We start from the raw sequence: 15,716 nt of genomic DNA, 5'->3' as shown, positions 1-15,716 counted from the left end.
ACACACCACCATGGCAACTATTGGTCTCGACAAGCTCTACTACGCCACCATCACAGAAAACGAAAAGGGCGAAGAAACCTACGCCACCCCCGAACCCCTAGCTAAGGCCATCAGTGCCGAACTCTCGGTCGAAGTTGCCGAAGCTATCTTGTATGCCGATGACGGACCGAGTGAAGTAGTCAAAGAATTCAAGTCAGGCACCCTCACCCTCGGGGTGGATGATATCGGGCCGAGCGTAGCAGCAGCCTTGACCGGTGCCCGAGTTGATGCCAACGGGGTACTTATTTCGGCCTCTGAAGACGGCGGTAAGCCAGTGGCGATTGGATTCCGCGCCGCTAAGGCTAACGGCAAGTACAAGTATTTCTGGCTCTACAAGGTCAAGTTCGCCCTGCCTACCTCCAGCCTGGCAACCAAGGGCGACTCGATTACGTTCCAAACCCCAAGTATTGAAGGCACCATCATGCGCCGCAACAAGCCAGATACCACCGGCAAACACCCTTGGAAGGCAGAAGTCACCGAAGGAGATACCGGTGTGGCCGCCAAGACCATTACTGACTGGTACACCAAGGTCTACGAGCCTGGCGCTGACGCGTCTACTGCTGTAAGTGGAGGTTCTCGATAATGTCTGATCAAAGAAGCGCAACAATAACCATTGCCGGACGCGAGTTGGAACTCATCCTCACCACCCGCGCCACCCGCGAAATAGCGCAGCGTTACGGTGGGCTTGAAAACCTCGGTAAAGCCTTAGAAGAGTCGAATGACATCGCCCATAGCCTCACCGAAGTGATCTGGCTGATCGCGCTGCTTGCTAACCAGTCAGTGCTAATTCACAACCTGAAGAACCCTGACAACAAACAGCCAGAGCTCACCACTGACGAACTCGAGATTCTCACTATCCCAAGTGATCTGGCTGGCTACAAGGACGCAATTAGTGCCGCAATGGTGAAAGGCACCAAGCGTGAAATCGTCTCTGACCCAAAAGCACCAGTGCCAGCAACAGCCAGGTAGATTCTGACGCTGCGATCTTCACCAGGCTTTTGTATATCGGTCTCAGCCAACTCGCACTGACCCAGGATGAGGTGTGGTTGATGCCTTTTGGTCTGTTGCTTGATTTGGTGGAGTGCTGGAAACAGGAAACTGGCCGCGCTAAACCGTTCAAGCAAGTGACGATCGATGACGTGATCCCGCCAGGGATTTAGACAATGGTGGGTGGTTTTTGCTGTTTGCCACGCGGGTTAGTAAACGCCAGAGTACCAAACCATCCAATTCGGGTATCCGCCCACCATTGCAGCAGCTCTCCCGCTGTTTCACCATGCCGGTACAAATCGAACGCGTCTGTTTCCCCAGCCAGCCGACCATCTACTTGTTCAGCTATCGCTGCCGCCACTAGGCCGCTGATGATGATCGCGGCTGGGGTTTCGTCTGGCTCCACCCAGTATTCGTGACCGATCAGGTTCATCGCATCGAAGTGCTCGTCACTGAGTTCTTGTTTGAACTCGTACCGCACAAACGGGTACGGGACTCCAACCATTTCTGGCGGGTAACCGTGCGGGTGACCAAACCGCTCGAATTCTTCAACCTCGTCCTCACTGATGCGGGAGCGATCCTTTCGTTCAACCACTATCTGGCCAACCCAAAACCCGCAAGCAGTGACTTCAACCGTGAAAGCTGCATCGGTTTCACCCGCCGAAACCACAGCATGCACTGCTGTATTTAACCCGTACTTGGCTGCCATTTCGTCCACCAACTCTTGCACCCGTTCTTGTAGGGCCGTCAGGTCTGGCTGGGTGCTGGTGAGGGGGTGGACGGTTAATGCGGCAGTCATGTTTTCAACTTTATTGGCCTATCCCGTGAGCCTTGCTAGGAGGTGCTTGTGCGATGAGTGATTCAACTTTTGGTTTGAAGATCGGTGTTGAGGGTGAACGCGAGTTCAAGAAAGCCCTCACTGAGATCAACCGTGAAATGCGGGTGCTTGGTTCTGAAATGAAACTGGTGGCTTCCCAGTTCGGCAAGAACGAAACCAGCGCCGCCGCTCTGACTGCCAAAAACGCACAATTGGCAAAAGAAGTTGATGCTCACCGCAACAAGGTCGAAACTCTCAAAGCCGCGTTAGAGAATTCCGCCCAGTCGTTTGGTGAGAATGATGCCCGCACCAAGAACTGGCAGATCCAACTCAACAACGCCACCGCCACCCTCAACGATCTTGAAAAAGAACTAGCCGAGGGCACTAAAGCACTCGATGCGCTCACTGACGAAACCGGTGACACTGAAGGCGAACTCAAAGACGCTGCCTCGGGTGCTGACAAGCTCACCAGCGAAGTCGACCAGCTCGGTGACGAACTCGATGATGGCACGAAGAAAACCAGCATCTTCGGTGACGTCCTCAAAGCAAACCTTGCCAGCGAGTTCATTATCGGTGGGATCAAAGCGATCGGGACCGCTATCTCTGGGATCTCTAAAGGTTTCGTGGGTGTCCTCAAAGACGGTATCGAATACAACGCTCAAATGGAGCAGTACACCACCAGCTTCACCACTATGCTTGGTGATCAGGCGAAGGCGCAGGAGCTGGTTAACAACCTGAAGAAAGAAGCCGCCTCCACACCGTTTGGTATGGAGCATTTGGCGAAAAACACCCAAACCATGATGGCTTTCGGTATTAGTGCCGAAGAAGCCCAGGTGCGGTTGCGTCAACTCGGTGATATCTCCCAAGGAGATGCTGGCAAGCTCGAATCCCTGACCCTGGCCTTCGCCCAGATGTCATCCACCGGTAAGCTAACCGGCCAAGACTTGAACCAGATGATTAACGCTGGCTTCAACCCGCTGGAAGAAATCAGCCGCCAGACCGGTAAAAGCATCGGCGAGCTCAAAGAAGAAATGAGCAAAGGCGCAATCACCGCTGACATGGTGGCTGACGCTTTTGCCTCTGCAACCGCTGAAGGTGGCCGTTTCCATGGCGCGATGGAGGCACAATCCAAAACGTTCTCCGGCCAAATGGCCACGCTAGAAGATGGGGTCAACAACCTCAAAGGCTTACTGGCTGGCGGAGTGACCGCAGCGCTGGCTGAATCAGTTTTGCCGATGGTCAACGGCTGGGTCGATACCCTCACCGTTGCGTTCGAAGAAAACGGCATACCCGGTGTTATCGCGGCTTTTGACACCATCATCGCACAGGCACTGTCCTTCATCACCGAACAGCTACCAGTAGTACTAGAGACAGGGGTACAGATCATCTCAGCCCTGCTCGAAGGGCTAATCTCTGTGCTTCCGTCAGTGGCTGAATCAGCTCTACTTCTAGTCACCACCTTGCTGACCGCCCTGCTTGAAGCCCTGCCACTCTTCTTAGAAGCTGCCGCCCAGGTGATAACCACCCTCGTGACAGGCATAGGTGAGGCCCTACCGCAGCTTCTTCCTGTCATGGTGGCAACAGTGATGGCACTGGTACAGGGGCTCATTGAGAATCTGCCCATGATTCTTGAAGCTGCCCTAACCCTCATCTTGGGTCTAGCCCAAGGGCTACTGGAAGCTATCCCGGTACTCATTGAGGCTCTACCTGCCATCATCACCGCCATCGTTGAATTCCTGGCTACCGGAATCCCGGCCTTGATCCAGGCAGGAATCGACCTGCTCACCGCGCTCATCTCAGCACTGCCGGTCATTATCGAGACCATAGTGGCTGTCTTACCGCAGATTATCGACTCGATTATCACCAACTTGCTGGGCATGATTCCGCAGATTATCCAGGCGGGCATTGACCTTCTGGTGGCCCTGATTAGGGCCCTACCACAGATTATCCAAACCATCGTGGCCGCCCTGCCACAGATCATCTCGGCCATCATCACCGCCATTGCTTCGGCTATTCCGCAGATTATCCAGGCAGGTATACAGCTGTTGACCTCGCTGGTCTCTGCTCTGCCGCAGATTATTGGAGCGGTGGTGGCTGCGATTCCACAAATCATCATGGCGATCGTGAACGCGGTCATCGATGGTGTGCCACGCATGATTTCAGCTGGCGCTGACCTGATTCGTGGCCTGTGGCAAGGTATCCAGCAGCTGTCCGACTGGCTGTGGAATCAGGTGACGAGTTTCTGCCAAGGCATCTGGGACTCAATCACCGGGTTCTTCGGCATCCACTCACCATCACGCGAAATGGCGTGGATCGGTGACATGCTCACCCGTGGCTTGGCAGGCGGTATCGAGGACACCGGGCAGCGGGCGATCGACGCCGCAACCGAACTAGCTGAAGACACCCTCGACACATTCAGCGACCTGAACGCCGGCATCGATATTCCACTGACCCCCATCCCAGCAAATGCCACCACTCTCACCCCAGCCACTAACGAGTTTGGTGGAGCCACGGGGTTTGACGCTGGCGCGTTGATTGAGGCCACTAGCCGGACAGTGCTCGAGGGCTTAAACATTCAGGTTGTTTTAGATGACGGCACTTTGGTTGGAAAACTCGCACCACGCATTGATACCCACCTTGGCCGCATGAACCAACATGCGGCACTACTTTCAGGAGGCTACTAATGCACTCATTCCTACTCGATAACGAAAACAGCCTCGAATTTTTCGTCCTCATCACCGGCCCTGTCACACCACCCGTCTCAACCCGCATTGTTGAGGATATTGAAGTGGCTGGCAGGGCCGGCACCCTCACCAGACTCGGCGGCTGGCATGATGTCACCTTCACCATCCCGCTCCTGTTCGCTGGCGAGAACAAGCGCGATGACTATCGGAGGCTGGCAGCAAAAATCCAAACCGCACGCACCATCACACTCAGCCATGAGGGCGGCAGGTTCAGGAAACTCAAACACGCCACCCTTAGCCCGCTGGTTTATGACGGAGCGAGCTGGATGCGTGCGGAACTAACCGTCACCTGCCAACCTTTCACGTACCACCCGACCTACCAGCAAACCCTCAATCTTTCGGGGCAGAGCATTATCCAAAACCCTAGCCTGCTGCCGGCTGCTCCACGTCTTTGGATTAACGGGCACGGCACGGTGCAATTCAACCTGAACGATCAAACATTTATTGTGAAAAACCCGGTCGGGCAGATCCTGCTCGATTCTGAAAACCTCACCGCCTCAAGCGGCAACACTGCACAGCTTGACGCCCTCACCGGCGACTTCCCAATCCTCAAACCCGGCCAGAACTCTTTCTTCCTGCAAACCGGGCACGGCATCACGTCCTGGCGGCTGGAAGTGAACTGGCAAGACCCATAAACCACACATTTGGAGGCAAATCTCGTGATCACCATTCACCCTGAAAACACCACCAGCTTCACCCACACGGGATTTGGCCACCTCACAAATGACCTAATCGAACCAGTCGTAACCGAAGAAATCAGTGGCGAATACTCACTCACCTTCACCTACCCAGCAGACGCGATCCTGGCAGAGCACGTAAAAGTTGGTGCTTTAGTTGCTTGCCATGTGCCGACCGTGAATCAGCGGCAAGCGTTTCGCATCGTCACCGTTGAGCATGCTTTGAACGGGCTGCTGCGGGTGAAGGCACTGCATTTAAGTTACGACTTAGCGAAAGTGCTGATTGCTGACACCAACATCGTGAACAAGGACGCTAACCAAGCCCTCCTGCAGCTGCGTGGCGCAACCAACCCACCGAACGCGTTCACCGCTCTCAGCTCCTTCAACACCACCCCCAGAACAGTGCGGGTAGTGCGGCAAAGCGTCCTTGAATGCTTGATGGATACTGGCGGTGACAATACATTCGCTGCCCGCTATGGCGGTGAAATGCTCCGCAACAACCTGCATTTCGAGCATCGTACCCGGCTCGGCTCAGATCAGGGTGTGACGATTCGGGACCGCAAAAACCTCACCGGCTATCAAGCCACCATCGACTACACTCACACCCTCACCAGGATCCTGCCGGTGGGCTACGACGGCCTGTTGTTGCCAGAAAAATATGTTGATTCACCCCGCCTGAACGACTATCCGAAACCACTCGTCGGGGTCGTGAAATTCGATCACATAAAAGCCCAAAAACCGGGTGAAGAACCACGCGAAGGTGAACTGCCACTCGAACAAGCCCACGCTGCACTCAGGCAAGCAGCACAGGCAGCGTTCAATGACGGCCTGGATTTACCGGCGGCATCGTTCGAGGTGAATTTCATAGACCTGACCAGCACCCGCGAATACCAAAACACGGCACAGCTGGAAAAAGTGGTGCTCGGTGATACCGTCACCGTAATCCACACCGACTACAAGGCCCACTTAAAAGCCCGCATCGTCGGATACACCTACAACCCAGCCACCCGCCAATATATTGCGTTAAAGCTCGGCACCGTCACACCGTCTTTCACCTCAACCACCCGCACACTCACTCGCAGCATGGACGCCGTGAAAGCCGATGCCCAAACCGCTGTTGAGACGGCTTTGGCAGCACAAGTGTCGGCGAATGGGAAAAACACGATCCACTACGGACCAACCCAGCCGGCCACTGCCCAGATTGGTGACACCTGGTTCAAAGAAAACGGCGACCAAACCGAAATCTGGGTGTACAAGATCGGCAGCAACGGTGAGGCTACCTGGGTGTCGATCGCCAGCAACCTCAACACCTCACTCATGCAAGCAGAACTGGACGAACTGCAAAGTGTGCTCGCCGGCGTGAACACGAAAGTTGCTGCCGTAGAAGGCTTGGCTGACGAGTTCGATACCAGGCTGTTTCAAACCCAGCGGGAGTTTAAAAGCCTAGAAGAAGGACTGGTGTTTTTCGCCCAAAAAGTCATGGAAGTTGAGGACACCACAAACCAGCAAGTAAGCGCTGCAATGCAAAAGGCTGACCAAACCGCGCAAGCCCATGACGCACTGCGGTTGGAGTTCAACAGCAATATGCAATCCAATGAGCAGGCTTTGGTTGCAATCCGCAATGATGTACTGCTTAGAGCCACCAAAGGTGACTTGATTGCACAAATCAACGTTTCCCCCGAGACAATCCTGATTGACAGCAAACGCATCCACATCACTGGCACCACCACGATCGATGACGCGGTCATCAAAACCGCCATGATCCAAGATGCTGCCATCAACAACGCCAAAATCATAAACCTGGACGCCTCCAAAATCACCACCGGCTACCTCGCGGCAGCACGCATCCAAACCGGAGCGATCACCAGTGACAAGCTCACGGTCGCCAACGGTTTCATCAAAACCGCGATGATCGCTGACTCTGCCATCACCAATGCGAAAATCGCGACCTTGGATGCTGCCAAGATCACCACCGGCACATTGAGTGCTGGCCGGATCGCGGCAAATTCGATTACTGCAGACAAGCTGGCAACCAACGCAATCCAAGTGGGGCTTGCTGGCTGGACACAGTCCATTCGCATTAGTCCAACCCAGATTTCTTGGTACGACGGCACCACCCTGGAAGGCACCATCACCTCAAGCGGGATGAAGTTCTATTACGGCACCCGCCATATCGGTGATGTGGGTCGCCGACAGAAAAAGGATGCCCCCACTGTTCAAGGCATCATCAACCACCTCGCCCCAGGTGGTGACTACACAGCATGGACATTCCAAGAAACCACCACCAGCGACAGCTACACCTATTTCACCTTCGACCCCAAGGGAAAATTCTACGGGCAGCGCGGCATCCACATGGGTGCTGACCTGCGCACCCACGGCTTCAAGTTCTACACCAACGGACATCGCTTCGTAACTCTAGAGGACGTTACTTTGGGCACACGTGGCACCTTCCCAGGCTGGTCAGGTTCTGGTGGTCGCGCCCAGGTGGTGTTTACCAGTAACGATTTGATGATCGTCACCAACAACACCTACTACTCAATGACCTCCATCGGTGCCCGCATCAGCGATCTAATCATGCGGGTCAACTCGCTGATTTCCACCTTCAACCGTGGTTGGGTGCAATCCATCCGCGATAACGGTGGCGGCACCGTGGCCTGGCAGTCATATTCCAACACCGGCCTATCAGCCATGTCGACTACCGTCTCCTAAATTCGAAAAGAGGACACCCCATGATTCAGGTTCAAAACCGCTACCTACCTACCCTGATCCCCTTCCTTGAAGGAATGAAGCTTGCAGGCACAGCCTCTCGTGCCCGCTCCAAACTGCTCGCCTTAGTCATCGATGCTTACAGCGCTTTGGCCATCAGCGAGCGTGAACTAGTCAAAGAACACGCAGTGCTCAACGAGAAAGGCGAACCGCACATAGCTGAGGATGGAACTTTCGAGCTAAAAGACCCTCAACTGGCAGATGACTACCTGACTGCTCGTGAAGCACTCATTAGCGAACATGCCATCCTCACCCCAGCCTATGCAGAACACCCAGCTCAGTTGCTTGAACTCCTCGAGAACTACACGGTGGAGTTGTCAGGTGATGAAGCTGCCGTCTATGACCACCTCTACGACCAAATCCTCAAGGCGGTAGACCGTGAACAGTGATGCCAGCCAATGGGTGGAAGAGCTCACCGAACTTCTCGAAGCCCCACCGATTATCGACCCAGAACCGGAAAGTACTGAACCAGCCTTGCCACCACCGGTCATAACACCGCCACCACTACCGAAGGCAAAGACAACGGTGGTTGACCTTGCCACCGAAGTACTCGACGCACTGACCAGCCCTGAAGCAAGCTAAACCAGCTGGCTTCTTCACTTTTCAGGCCACCCACACAGGGTGGCTTTTTGCATCTAAGGAGCCATCTCTTGTTCATGAAAACTTTATGGGCCAGCACCCAATCAGTTGTCACCGCCGCAGGTGGCATAGCTGGCTGGCTGTTCGGAGGAATCGATGGGCTAGTGATTGCCCTGGTTGCTTTCGTCGTTGCCGATTACCTCACTGGCGTGATGGCTGCAATCAGCGAAGGTCAACTCTCTAGCGCTGTGGGCTTTCGTGGAATCTTCCGCAAAATCCTCATCTTCACCCTGGTCGGTCTTGCCAACCTGCTCGATGTTCACGTGCTCGGGGATACCAGTGTTCTACGCACAGCAACCATCTTTTTCTACATCTCAAACGAAGGCATCAGCCTGCTCGAAAACACCACAAGGCTAGGCCTACCAGTACCAGAACGCATCCGTAACGCCCTGGATCTCATCGGCCACAAACACAACCCAACCCACTCTGAAGGAGAAAACCAATGAGCCATTCTTACACTCTGAATCACCGTCAGGCAGCCTGCTTCACCCCAGGCCGCGGCGGCAACCGCATCACCACCATCGTCATCCACCACTGGGACGACCCAGCCAAAAACCCGAGCTTCAACGGCACCGTAGACTGGTTTGTCACTGGACGTGGCCGCAACAGCGCCCACTACGTCGTTGAAGCAGGACGCGTCACCCGCCTGGTTGCCGAGTCCGATACCGCTTGGCATGCAGGAAACTGGCCAGTCAACCAGAGAAGTATCGGCATCGAATGTAACCCACGCGCTAGTGAGGCTGATAAGCAGACTGTTGCCGCGCTGATCCGCGATATTCAGTCTCGTCACGGCAAGCTCCGCATCATCGGCCACAAAGACGCGTCTTCTACTGCGTGCCCTGGACGCTACTACCCACCAGCACAGGTACTCGCACCATACCTCGGTGGCAACAGTGGTGTGCCGGCCGCACCAAAGCCACCTGCCGTGTCTGCTCCTGGTGGCAGCGTGGATGAGCTGGCACGAGCAGTACTCGCAGGCAAGTACGGCAACGGTGAAGAACGCAAGCGCCGCCTAGGCTCTCGCTACGCAGAAGTGCAGCGTCGGGTGAACGAGCTGATCGCCGGCAAAGCACCAGCACCAGATAGCCCGAACCTGGATGCACTAGCAAACGCGGTACTTCGTGGTGAATACGGTAACGGTGAGGAGCGCCGCCGCCGTCTGGGTCACCTGTATCAGCCGGTGCAGGATCTGGTGAACCGTAAGCTCGGCATCCGCTAAACACCACACCCTTGCTATGTTTTTGGTCCCGCATTAGCCCCCAGTTGGGTTGGTGCGGGACCTTTTCTCATTTTTGGGGCTTAACAAAACGGCTCTGTCTGGCCTACCTGTGACCCGTTTCTTTTCTACCCATCACAGGAGCACCAAGGATTATGGCGCTGACAGAGCATCAAAAACAAGTGGCCATACGCATCAAAGAACAAGGCGGCACACCCAAACAAGTAGCCGACCTGCTGTGCGCAAGCCTTTCTGATGTGAAGAATTTTCTCGCCCGAGCAAAAATCACCCCTACCCAAACTATTGAGGATGGACTGTGGTGCGCCTGGTGCGGAGAACACCTTGAAGCATCAAAGTTCAATCCTCGTAAACGCTTCTGCAATGATGCTCACCGGCTGAAATGGTGGGCTGAAAACCGCCAGCACATCACACCCCGTAACCGAGAAACACAGCACTGCCTGAATTGCGGCACTGTGTTTGTTGCGTGGAGTTCGGCTACACGAAAGTACTGCGATCACGCCTGCTACATCCAGCACCGCTACGGCACTAAAGGCGGTAAACAATGAGCCTCCTCAACGCTGAAACAAGGTGCCGCACCACCCTTAATGTTGCTCGCCAAATGCTGGATAAGAACCTCATCACCATCGATGAATACCGATTGTTGGAGGAGCGTCTAGTGGTGAAGTATTCAGCGAAAATTAGCGGCCTGAATCTGCCCACATCTGCTTGATACAAACCCGCTTCTAGGGCTGTATGTACATGACCCAAAGACCTACGAGTTTTCAGGAGAAAACACCTGATGAGCACCATCATTGAACTACCCGCCAGGCAAATCAAACCTGCCGTTGTGCGGGTAGCAGCCTATGCGCGAGTGAGCACAGCAAGCGACAGGCAGTTACATTCGTATGCGGCGCAGGTTTCCCACTACCAACAAATGATTAGTTCTCGTGCTGGGTGGGTGTTTGCAGGCATCTACACTGACCACGGCATCACAGGCACAAGCACTGCAGCGCGTGAAGGCTTCCAGCGCATGATGGCTGCAGCCCGCGCTGGTGATATCGACCTGATCTTGACTAAGAGCATTAGCCGTTTCGCCCGTAACACCGTTGACCTGCTCGAGTATGTGCGCGAACTCAAGATCCTCGGTGTGGCAGTGCTGTTTGAGCGGGAGAATATCGACACCTCCACGATGGATGGTGAAATCCTGCTTACCCTGCTCGCGTCCTTTGCGCAGGCAGAGAGCGAGTCGAATAGTCAGGCTGTGAAGTGGGCGGTGAGGAAGAAATACGAGGAGGGCTACGCGCACTCCATCACTGCACTCGGCTACCAAACAGTTGGCCGCGAAATACGTATCGTGCCGGATGAAGCAGAGCTCGTGCGCCGTCTCTTTCACGGCTACCTCGCTGGCATTAGCCCTGAGAAGATTGCTCAGCAGTTTCGGGATGAGGGGCTTACCCCAACGAGCCGTGGCCTGGTGGTGAATCCAAACCGTGCCCGCACAGTCCTAGACAACCCGATCTACATCGGCACCATCATCGGCCAGAAATACATCATGCCCACCGTTGGTGGCACAGCCTGCCTAAACCAAGGTGAAGAGCCAATGTATGTAATCGAGGAGCATCATGAGCCCATCATCGACCGCGCAACTTTCGATGCCGTACAAGCAGAGCTGAAACGTCGTAAGCGGGCAGGCCACCTCACCCTTGCACCATCAGTTGGCTCAAGCGCGTTGACGCATCGGGTCATTTGTACTGTGTGCGGCCGCAGGTATCACCGCAAAACCAAGCACCGCACGAACTGGAGCTACAAATTCTGGTGGTGCGAAACCGCCACCCGCGGCAACGGCAACCCCTGCAAAGCCAAACAAATCAAAGAACCACAACTCCATCAAACAGTGCTCGAAACCCTCGGGCTAGAGCTGTGGGATGACGAGAAAATCCTCAGCCTCATCGACCACATCGAAATCAGCCCCAGCCTGAAAATACGTGTCGTGCTTACAACCGGGGACACCATGACCCGCACCCTGGCAGGAGGTAAATAATGGCTCGCAAAGTCACCACCATCCCAGCAACCCGCACTATCACGGGCAGGCCAGTCACCACCGCATCTAAACGCAAAGTCGCAGGCTACGCCCGCGTCTCAACAAACGAAGAAGACCAAGCCAACTCCTATCAGGCACAGATTGACTACTACACCCAGTACATCAACGGCCGCACAGACTGGGAAATGGTCGAGGTCTACACCGACGAAGGCATCTCCGGCACCAGCACCGCCAAACGCCAAGGCTTCCAGCGCATGATCACTGACGCGCTGGCAGGCGGCATTGATTTGATTGTCACCAAAAGCGTGTCCCGTTTCGCCCGCAACACCGTCGACAGCCTAACCACCGTGCGGGCGCTCAAGGAGAAAGGTGTCGAGGTCTATTTCGAGAAAGAAAATATCTGGACGCTCGACTCCAAAGGCGAACTACTCATCACCATCATGTCGAGCCTTGCCCAGGAAGAATCACGTTCCATTAGCGAGAACGTCACCTGGGGTAAACGCAAAGCCTTCAAAGACGGCAAAGTCCACATCCCCTTCAGCTCAGTATTAGGCTTTTGCAAAGGCACAGACGGCGGCATCGAAATCGACCCAGAAACAGCACCAATCGTGGAACGCATCTACCGCGACTTCCTTGAGGGCGCATCACCTTTACAGATTGCTAAAGGCTTAACAGCTGATGGCATCCCGACCCCGCGCGGAGCCAAGGAGTGGCAGACCTCAACCGTCCGCTCAATCCTCACTAACGAAAAATACAAAGGCGATGCACTCCTGCAGAAGCGCTTCACCGCTGACTTCCTGACCAAGAAGCTGGTGAAGAACGAAGGGCAAGTACCCCAGTACTACGTGGAGGGCAGCCACCCTGCGATCATTGACCCTGATGTGTGGGAACTTGCCCAGCACATCATGAAAACCAGTAGCGGGGCTGGCAGGCACGACCGCACATTCTCACGCATGGTGTTTTGTGAGCATTGCGGTGGTTTGTATGGTGCGAAGACCTGGCACTCAACCAGCAAATATAAGCGGGTGGTGTGGAAATGCAATCGCCGCTACGAGGTAGACCACCCAGGCAAAACCCCGACCATCACGGATGAGATGTTGCAGGCAGCATGGGTTGAAGCGGTAACCGAGATGGTGAAGCGACGCAGCCTGATCGACTGGGAAGAACTCCACGCAGTGCTGGCCGACACTGCTGAGGTTGAAGCCGACATCCAAGTACTGCAGGGTGAGCTTGAGGTTGTCACTGAGCTGATGAACCGGGCGATTGAAGAAAACAAAACTGCAGCTCAAAACCAAGACGATTATTGGGTGCGTTTCAACCAGTTGGAAGAACGCTACACCAAGACCACCACGAAACTCACCGCAGCACAGGAACTACTAACTCGCAGGCAGGCGTGCGGGATTGAACTTGGTCGGATGCGCAAAGCCATCAAGGGGCTAAATCCTGACGCGCTCGAATGGGACGAAGCCTTGTTCCACCTCATTACCGAAAAGATTGTGATCACGACTCGCGGCCAGATCAAGGTTGACTTAAAGCTAGAATCCTAGGCTGGATTTCTCTCCTCAGCTAGAGCTGGATACCTCTACTCAAGAACCCCAAACTTTGGGAGGTTTAGTTTCTTGAGTACTTCTGTGAGTGCAGCATCAATCGCAACGAATGCAGAGCTAACGCGAACACTAAGCTGCTTATCTGTTGCACCGGCACGCATGATGATGCCGAAATCGCCAGTGAGTTTCAGGTCGCCTTCGCTGGTTTCCCAGATTACGAGTTTGGGCCAATATCTACCTTGGTGAACTTCAGATACATGCAGTTCAAGTTCTATACGGCGATCCTTAGGAATGGTGACGCCAAGGTCGCCACGAACCACGAAGATTCCGCTGTTTCCAGTAGTGAAGAAAACACGGTAGACGAAGCCATTAGCCATCAGTGCGATGTCGCCGTCATGGTCGAGATCAAAAACTATACCCTCTGAGTTTAGATATTCGATGACTCGTTCCTTGTTGACCGTCTGGACTACGCTTCCTTTTTGTTCGCGCACTGCTTGTAGCTTCACTGCCATCATTTCGGGTGAGCTTTGCTTGAGGGCAGCACTCAATGTGCCCGGCTGAGGCCGTTTGTTCACTACCTCTGTCAAGATTTGGTTGTGTTTTTCTAACTCTGCTTTTTCTTTTGCAAGTTTGTCTGCACGTTTACGCTCGCGTCCAACAAAAAAGGAAATAAGTACACCAATCACAAGTGAAAATGCGAGAATGCCAATCGCAATGAACCACTCAAATGCTGTCGAACCCATTGACTTCATTCGCTCCTCGTAAGCGCACCGAGAAGTTGCTGCATGAACATTCTCGTGCTGGTAACAGCAAACGCCATCTGGTCGGTGAGTTGAGCACGAGTAACACCCCTACCCAGATTAACCGCGAGTTCGGAGACGATACGGACCTCACCGTCATCGGTGATGTGGGAAATAATCTTCGGCGCAACCGTGTTTTGATGCCATGACTCGATGAACGAGCTGATTTCTTCACTGTTGTTCGCTGAAAAGTGCCGGACGGGGAAGCCGTAGATACACAGGATATGTTCGTGTTCGCCGTCGAGGATGAATTTGAAGTGGGTATCGTCAAGATAAGCTCTGACATCACCGCTGTCATCAACAAAGCAGGTAATGCCGTCAGATTGTAGTTGCTGCGCTATCAGCTCGCGGGTGATTGGCAGTAATTCTTGATCCAGATTAGAGTCTTCATTCAATGTGCAAACCTACAATCAAACGGATATAATTAGACCCATGTTGATTTCAGGTACCGCTTTCTTGCGGTTGCGCACCAACCGCTAAGGCGGTTTCCTACCCCGTAGGTTAAAAACCGCTCCGGTCCTTTAGCCGGGCGGCTATTTGTCACGCCCGGCTCCCTTTCAACTCCAAGGAGCACACCTGATGTCTGCATACGGACACGGCCGTCACGAGCATGGCCAAAATTTTCTCACCAACCACAAGATCATCAACTCCATCATCGACCTTGTGAAACAAACCTCCGGCCCCATCATTGAGATCGGACCAGGAAGCGGTGCCCTCACTCACCCGATGGCCCACTTGGGGAGGGCGATAACGGCAGTTGAAGTGGACGCAAAACTAGCTGCCAAAATCACACAAGAAACCTCCTCGGCGGCGGTCGAAGTGGTCCATGATGATTTCCTTAACTTCCGGTTACCCGCCACTCCCTGCGTCATTGTGGGAAACATTCCCTTTCACCTCACCACTGCCATTCTTCGAAAGTTGCTGCATGCGCCAGCATGGACTGACGCTGTACTCCTCATGCAGTGGGAAGTCGCTCGCCGCCGGGCCGGGGTAGGCGCAAGCACGATGATGACGGCTCAGTGGTCCCCATGGTTCACATTTCACCTGGGTTCTCGGGTACCAAGGACTGCTTTCCGGCCACAGCCAAACGTTGACGGGGGGATCTTAGTGATCCGCCGGGTGGGTGACCCGAAGATTCCGATAGAGCAGCGCAAAGCCTTTCAGGCGATGGTGCACACCGTTTTCACTGCCCGGGGACGCGGGATAAGGGAAATTCTCCGAAGGGCAGGGTTGTTTTCATCACGTTCAGAAACACAATCATGGTTGCACTCGCGAGGAATCGACCCCGCGACCCTACCTCCCAGATTGCACACCAGCGACTGGATCGATCTCTTCCAGGTGACTGGTTCCTCTCTACCTCACCATCGACCCATTTCACCATCGGGAAGTAGTCAACGACCTCCTCAACGGAAAAACCGAAGCCGGCGGCGTTAATCCCCACCA

Annotated in this window: 18 protein-coding genes; 15 read left to right on the top strand and 3 right to left on the bottom strand. The window is 54.4% G+C overall.

Features of this window, described 5'->3' with window-relative positions:
- The first annotated feature begins 10 nt into the window (after positions 1–10).
- Both NQ018_RS08610 and NQ018_RS08605 read left to right on the top strand, forming a co-directional pair.
- Entirely contained in the window at positions 11–622 is a 612-nt protein-coding gene (locus NQ018_RS08610) for a major tail protein (protein ID WP_257060376.1), read from the top strand.
- Entirely contained in the window at positions 622–1,008 is a 387-nt protein-coding gene (locus tag NQ018_RS08605) for a hypothetical protein (protein WP_257060374.1), read from the top strand. The genes NQ018_RS08610 and NQ018_RS08605 overlap by 1 nt, the downstream gene beginning before the upstream one ends.
- 187 nt (positions 1,009–1,195) lie before the next feature.
- On the opposite strand, the gene NQ018_RS08600 is transcribed toward NQ018_RS08605, so the two are convergent.
- Complete coding sequence (locus NQ018_RS08600) at positions 1,196–1,825, bottom strand: hypothetical protein (protein WP_257060372.1); 630 nt, start codon at positions 1,823–1,825, stop codon at positions 1,196–1,198.
- A 53-nt stretch (positions 1,826–1,878) separates the two neighbouring features.
- On the opposite strand from NQ018_RS08600, the gene NQ018_RS08595 reads away from it, so the two are divergent.
- The 11 genes from NQ018_RS08595 to NQ018_RS08545 all read left to right on the top strand — a co-directional run bounded on the left by NQ018_RS08595 (position 1,879) and on the right by NQ018_RS08545 (position 13,473).
- A complete protein-coding gene (locus NQ018_RS08595) occupies positions 1,879–4,527 on the top strand; it encodes a phage tail protein (protein WP_257060370.1) in 2,649 nt (882 codons plus the stop codon).
- Complete coding sequence (locus NQ018_RS08590; protein ID WP_257060368.1) at positions 4,527–5,222, top strand: hypothetical protein; 696 nt, start codon at positions 4,527–4,529, stop codon at positions 5,220–5,222. Before NQ018_RS08595 ends, NQ018_RS08590 begins: the two co-directional genes overlap by 1 nt.
- A gap of 24 nt (positions 5,223–5,246) precedes the next feature.
- On the top strand, positions 5,247–7,973 hold the full coding sequence (locus NQ018_RS08585; protein WP_257060367.1) for a phage tail spike protein: 2,727 nt from the start codon (positions 5,247–5,249) through the stop codon (positions 7,971–7,973).
- A 20-nt stretch (positions 7,974–7,993) separates the two neighbouring features.
- Entirely contained in the window at positions 7,994–8,419 is a 426-nt protein-coding gene (locus NQ018_RS08580) for a DUF1617 family protein (protein ID WP_257060366.1), read from the top strand.
- Complete coding sequence (locus tag NQ018_RS08575; protein WP_126720530.1) at positions 8,409–8,612, top strand: hypothetical protein; 204 nt, start codon at positions 8,409–8,411, stop codon at positions 8,610–8,612. The genes NQ018_RS08580 and NQ018_RS08575 overlap by 11 nt, the downstream gene beginning before the upstream one ends.
- 74 nt (positions 8,613–8,686) lie before the next feature.
- The gene (locus NQ018_RS08570) at positions 8,687–9,115 is read left to right on the top strand and encodes a phage holin family protein (RefSeq protein WP_257060427.1); all 429 of its coding nucleotides are present in this window, start codon (positions 8,687–8,689) and stop codon (positions 9,113–9,115) included.
- Positions 9,112–9,888, top strand: coding sequence for an N-acetylmuramoyl-L-alanine amidase (locus tag NQ018_RS08565; protein ID WP_257060362.1), 777 nt, complete (start codon positions 9,112–9,114; stop codon positions 9,886–9,888). Before NQ018_RS08570 ends, NQ018_RS08565 begins: the two co-directional genes overlap by 4 nt.
- Before the next feature lie 152 nt (positions 9,889–10,040).
- The gene (locus NQ018_RS08560) at positions 10,041–10,451 is read left to right on the top strand and encodes a hypothetical protein (protein ID WP_257060360.1); all 411 of its coding nucleotides are present in this window, start codon (positions 10,041–10,043) and stop codon (positions 10,449–10,451) included.
- Positions 10,448–10,615, top strand: coding sequence for an SHOCT domain-containing protein (locus NQ018_RS08555; protein WP_257060359.1), 168 nt, complete (start codon positions 10,448–10,450; stop codon positions 10,613–10,615). The genes NQ018_RS08560 and NQ018_RS08555 overlap by 4 nt, the downstream gene beginning before the upstream one ends.
- Before the next feature lie 69 nt (positions 10,616–10,684).
- The gene (locus NQ018_RS08550; protein ID WP_257060357.1) at positions 10,685–11,926 is read left to right on the top strand and encodes a recombinase family protein; all 1,242 of its coding nucleotides are present in this window, start codon (positions 10,685–10,687) and stop codon (positions 11,924–11,926) included.
- A 38-nt stretch (positions 11,927–11,964) separates the two neighbouring features.
- Entirely contained in the window at positions 11,965–13,473 is a 1,509-nt protein-coding gene (locus NQ018_RS08545) for a recombinase family protein (protein WP_444861403.1), read from the top strand.
- A gap of 35 nt (positions 13,474–13,508) precedes the next feature.
- Here NQ018_RS08545 and NQ018_RS08540 read toward each other — a convergent pair whose 3' ends face one another.
- Positions 13,509–14,216, bottom strand: a complete 708-nt coding sequence (locus NQ018_RS08540; protein ID WP_159081064.1) for a YbjN domain-containing protein — start codon at positions 14,214–14,216, stop codon at positions 13,509–13,511.
- Between the two features lie 5 nt (positions 14,217–14,221).
- Positions 14,222–14,668, bottom strand: coding sequence for a YbjN domain-containing protein (locus tag NQ018_RS08535; RefSeq protein ID WP_114950150.1), 447 nt, complete (start codon positions 14,666–14,668; stop codon positions 14,222–14,224).
- Between the two features lie 37 nt (positions 14,669–14,705).
- Here NQ018_RS08535 and NQ018_RS11630 point away from each other — a divergent pair, with 37 nt between their 5' ends.
- Together NQ018_RS11630 and erm are read left to right on the top strand one after the other, a co-directional pair.
- Positions 14,706–14,753 carry an erythromycin resistance leader peptide gene (locus tag NQ018_RS11630; protein WP_011116968.1) on the top strand — a complete coding sequence of 16 codons (48 nt, stop codon included), beginning with the start codon at positions 14,706–14,708 and terminating at the stop codon, positions 14,751–14,753.
- A gap of 99 nt (positions 14,754–14,852) precedes the next feature.
- A complete protein-coding gene (erm, locus tag NQ018_RS08530; RefSeq protein ID WP_257060351.1) occupies positions 14,853–15,707 on the top strand; it encodes a 23S ribosomal RNA methyltransferase Erm in 855 nt (284 codons plus the stop codon).
- Positions 15,708–15,716 lie beyond the last annotated feature (9 nt).

This window comes from Corynebacterium kozikiae (assembly GCF_024580965.1).
Taxonomy (GTDB): Bacteria; Actinomycetota; Actinomycetes; order Mycobacteriales; family Mycobacteriaceae; genus Corynebacterium; species Corynebacterium kozikiae.
This window is presented reverse-complemented; position numbering and strand designations above follow the sequence as displayed.

Bases quoted from the DNA above. Each gene is read 5' to 3' on its own strand.
- NQ018_RS08570 (WP_257060427.1), top strand. From the start codon at position 8,687: ATGAAAACTTTATGGGCCAGCACCCAATCAGTTGTCACCGCCGCAGGT.
- NQ018_RS08565 (WP_257060362.1), top strand. From the start codon at position 9,112: ATGAGCCATTCTTACACTCTGAATCACCGTCAGGCAGCCTGCTTCACC.
- NQ018_RS08540 (WP_159081064.1), bottom strand. From the start codon at position 14,216: ATGGGTTCGACAGCATTTGAGTGGTTCATTGCGATTGGCATTCTCGCA.
- NQ018_RS08580 (WP_257060366.1), top strand. From the start codon at position 7,994: ATGATTCAGGTTCAAAACCGCTACCTACCTACCCTGATCCCCTTCCTT.
- NQ018_RS08590 (WP_257060368.1), top strand. From the start codon at position 4,527: ATGCACTCATTCCTACTCGATAACGAAAACAGCCTCGAATTTTTCGTC.
- NQ018_RS08600 (WP_257060372.1), bottom strand. From the start codon at position 1,825: ATGACTGCCGCATTAACCGTCCACCCCCTCACCAGCACCCAGCCAGAC.
- NQ018_RS08560 (WP_257060360.1), top strand. From the start codon at position 10,041: ATGGCGCTGACAGAGCATCAAAAACAAGTGGCCATACGCATCAAAGAA.
- NQ018_RS08610 (WP_257060376.1), top strand. From the start codon at position 11: ATGGCAACTATTGGTCTCGACAAGCTCTACTACGCCACCATCACAGAA.
- erm (WP_257060351.1), top strand. From the start codon at position 14,853: ATGTCTGCATACGGACACGGCCGTCACGAGCATGGCCAAAATTTTCTC.
- NQ018_RS08550 (WP_257060357.1), top strand. From the start codon at position 10,685: ATGAGCACCATCATTGAACTACCCGCCAGGCAAATCAAACCTGCCGTT.
- NQ018_RS08595 (WP_257060370.1), top strand. From the start codon at position 1,879: ATGAGTGATTCAACTTTTGGTTTGAAGATCGGTGTTGAGGGTGAACGC.
- NQ018_RS08555 (WP_257060359.1), top strand. From the start codon at position 10,448: ATGAGCCTCCTCAACGCTGAAACAAGGTGCCGCACCACCCTTAATGTT.
- NQ018_RS08605 (WP_257060374.1), top strand. From the start codon at position 622: ATGTCTGATCAAAGAAGCGCAACAATAACCATTGCCGGACGCGAGTTG.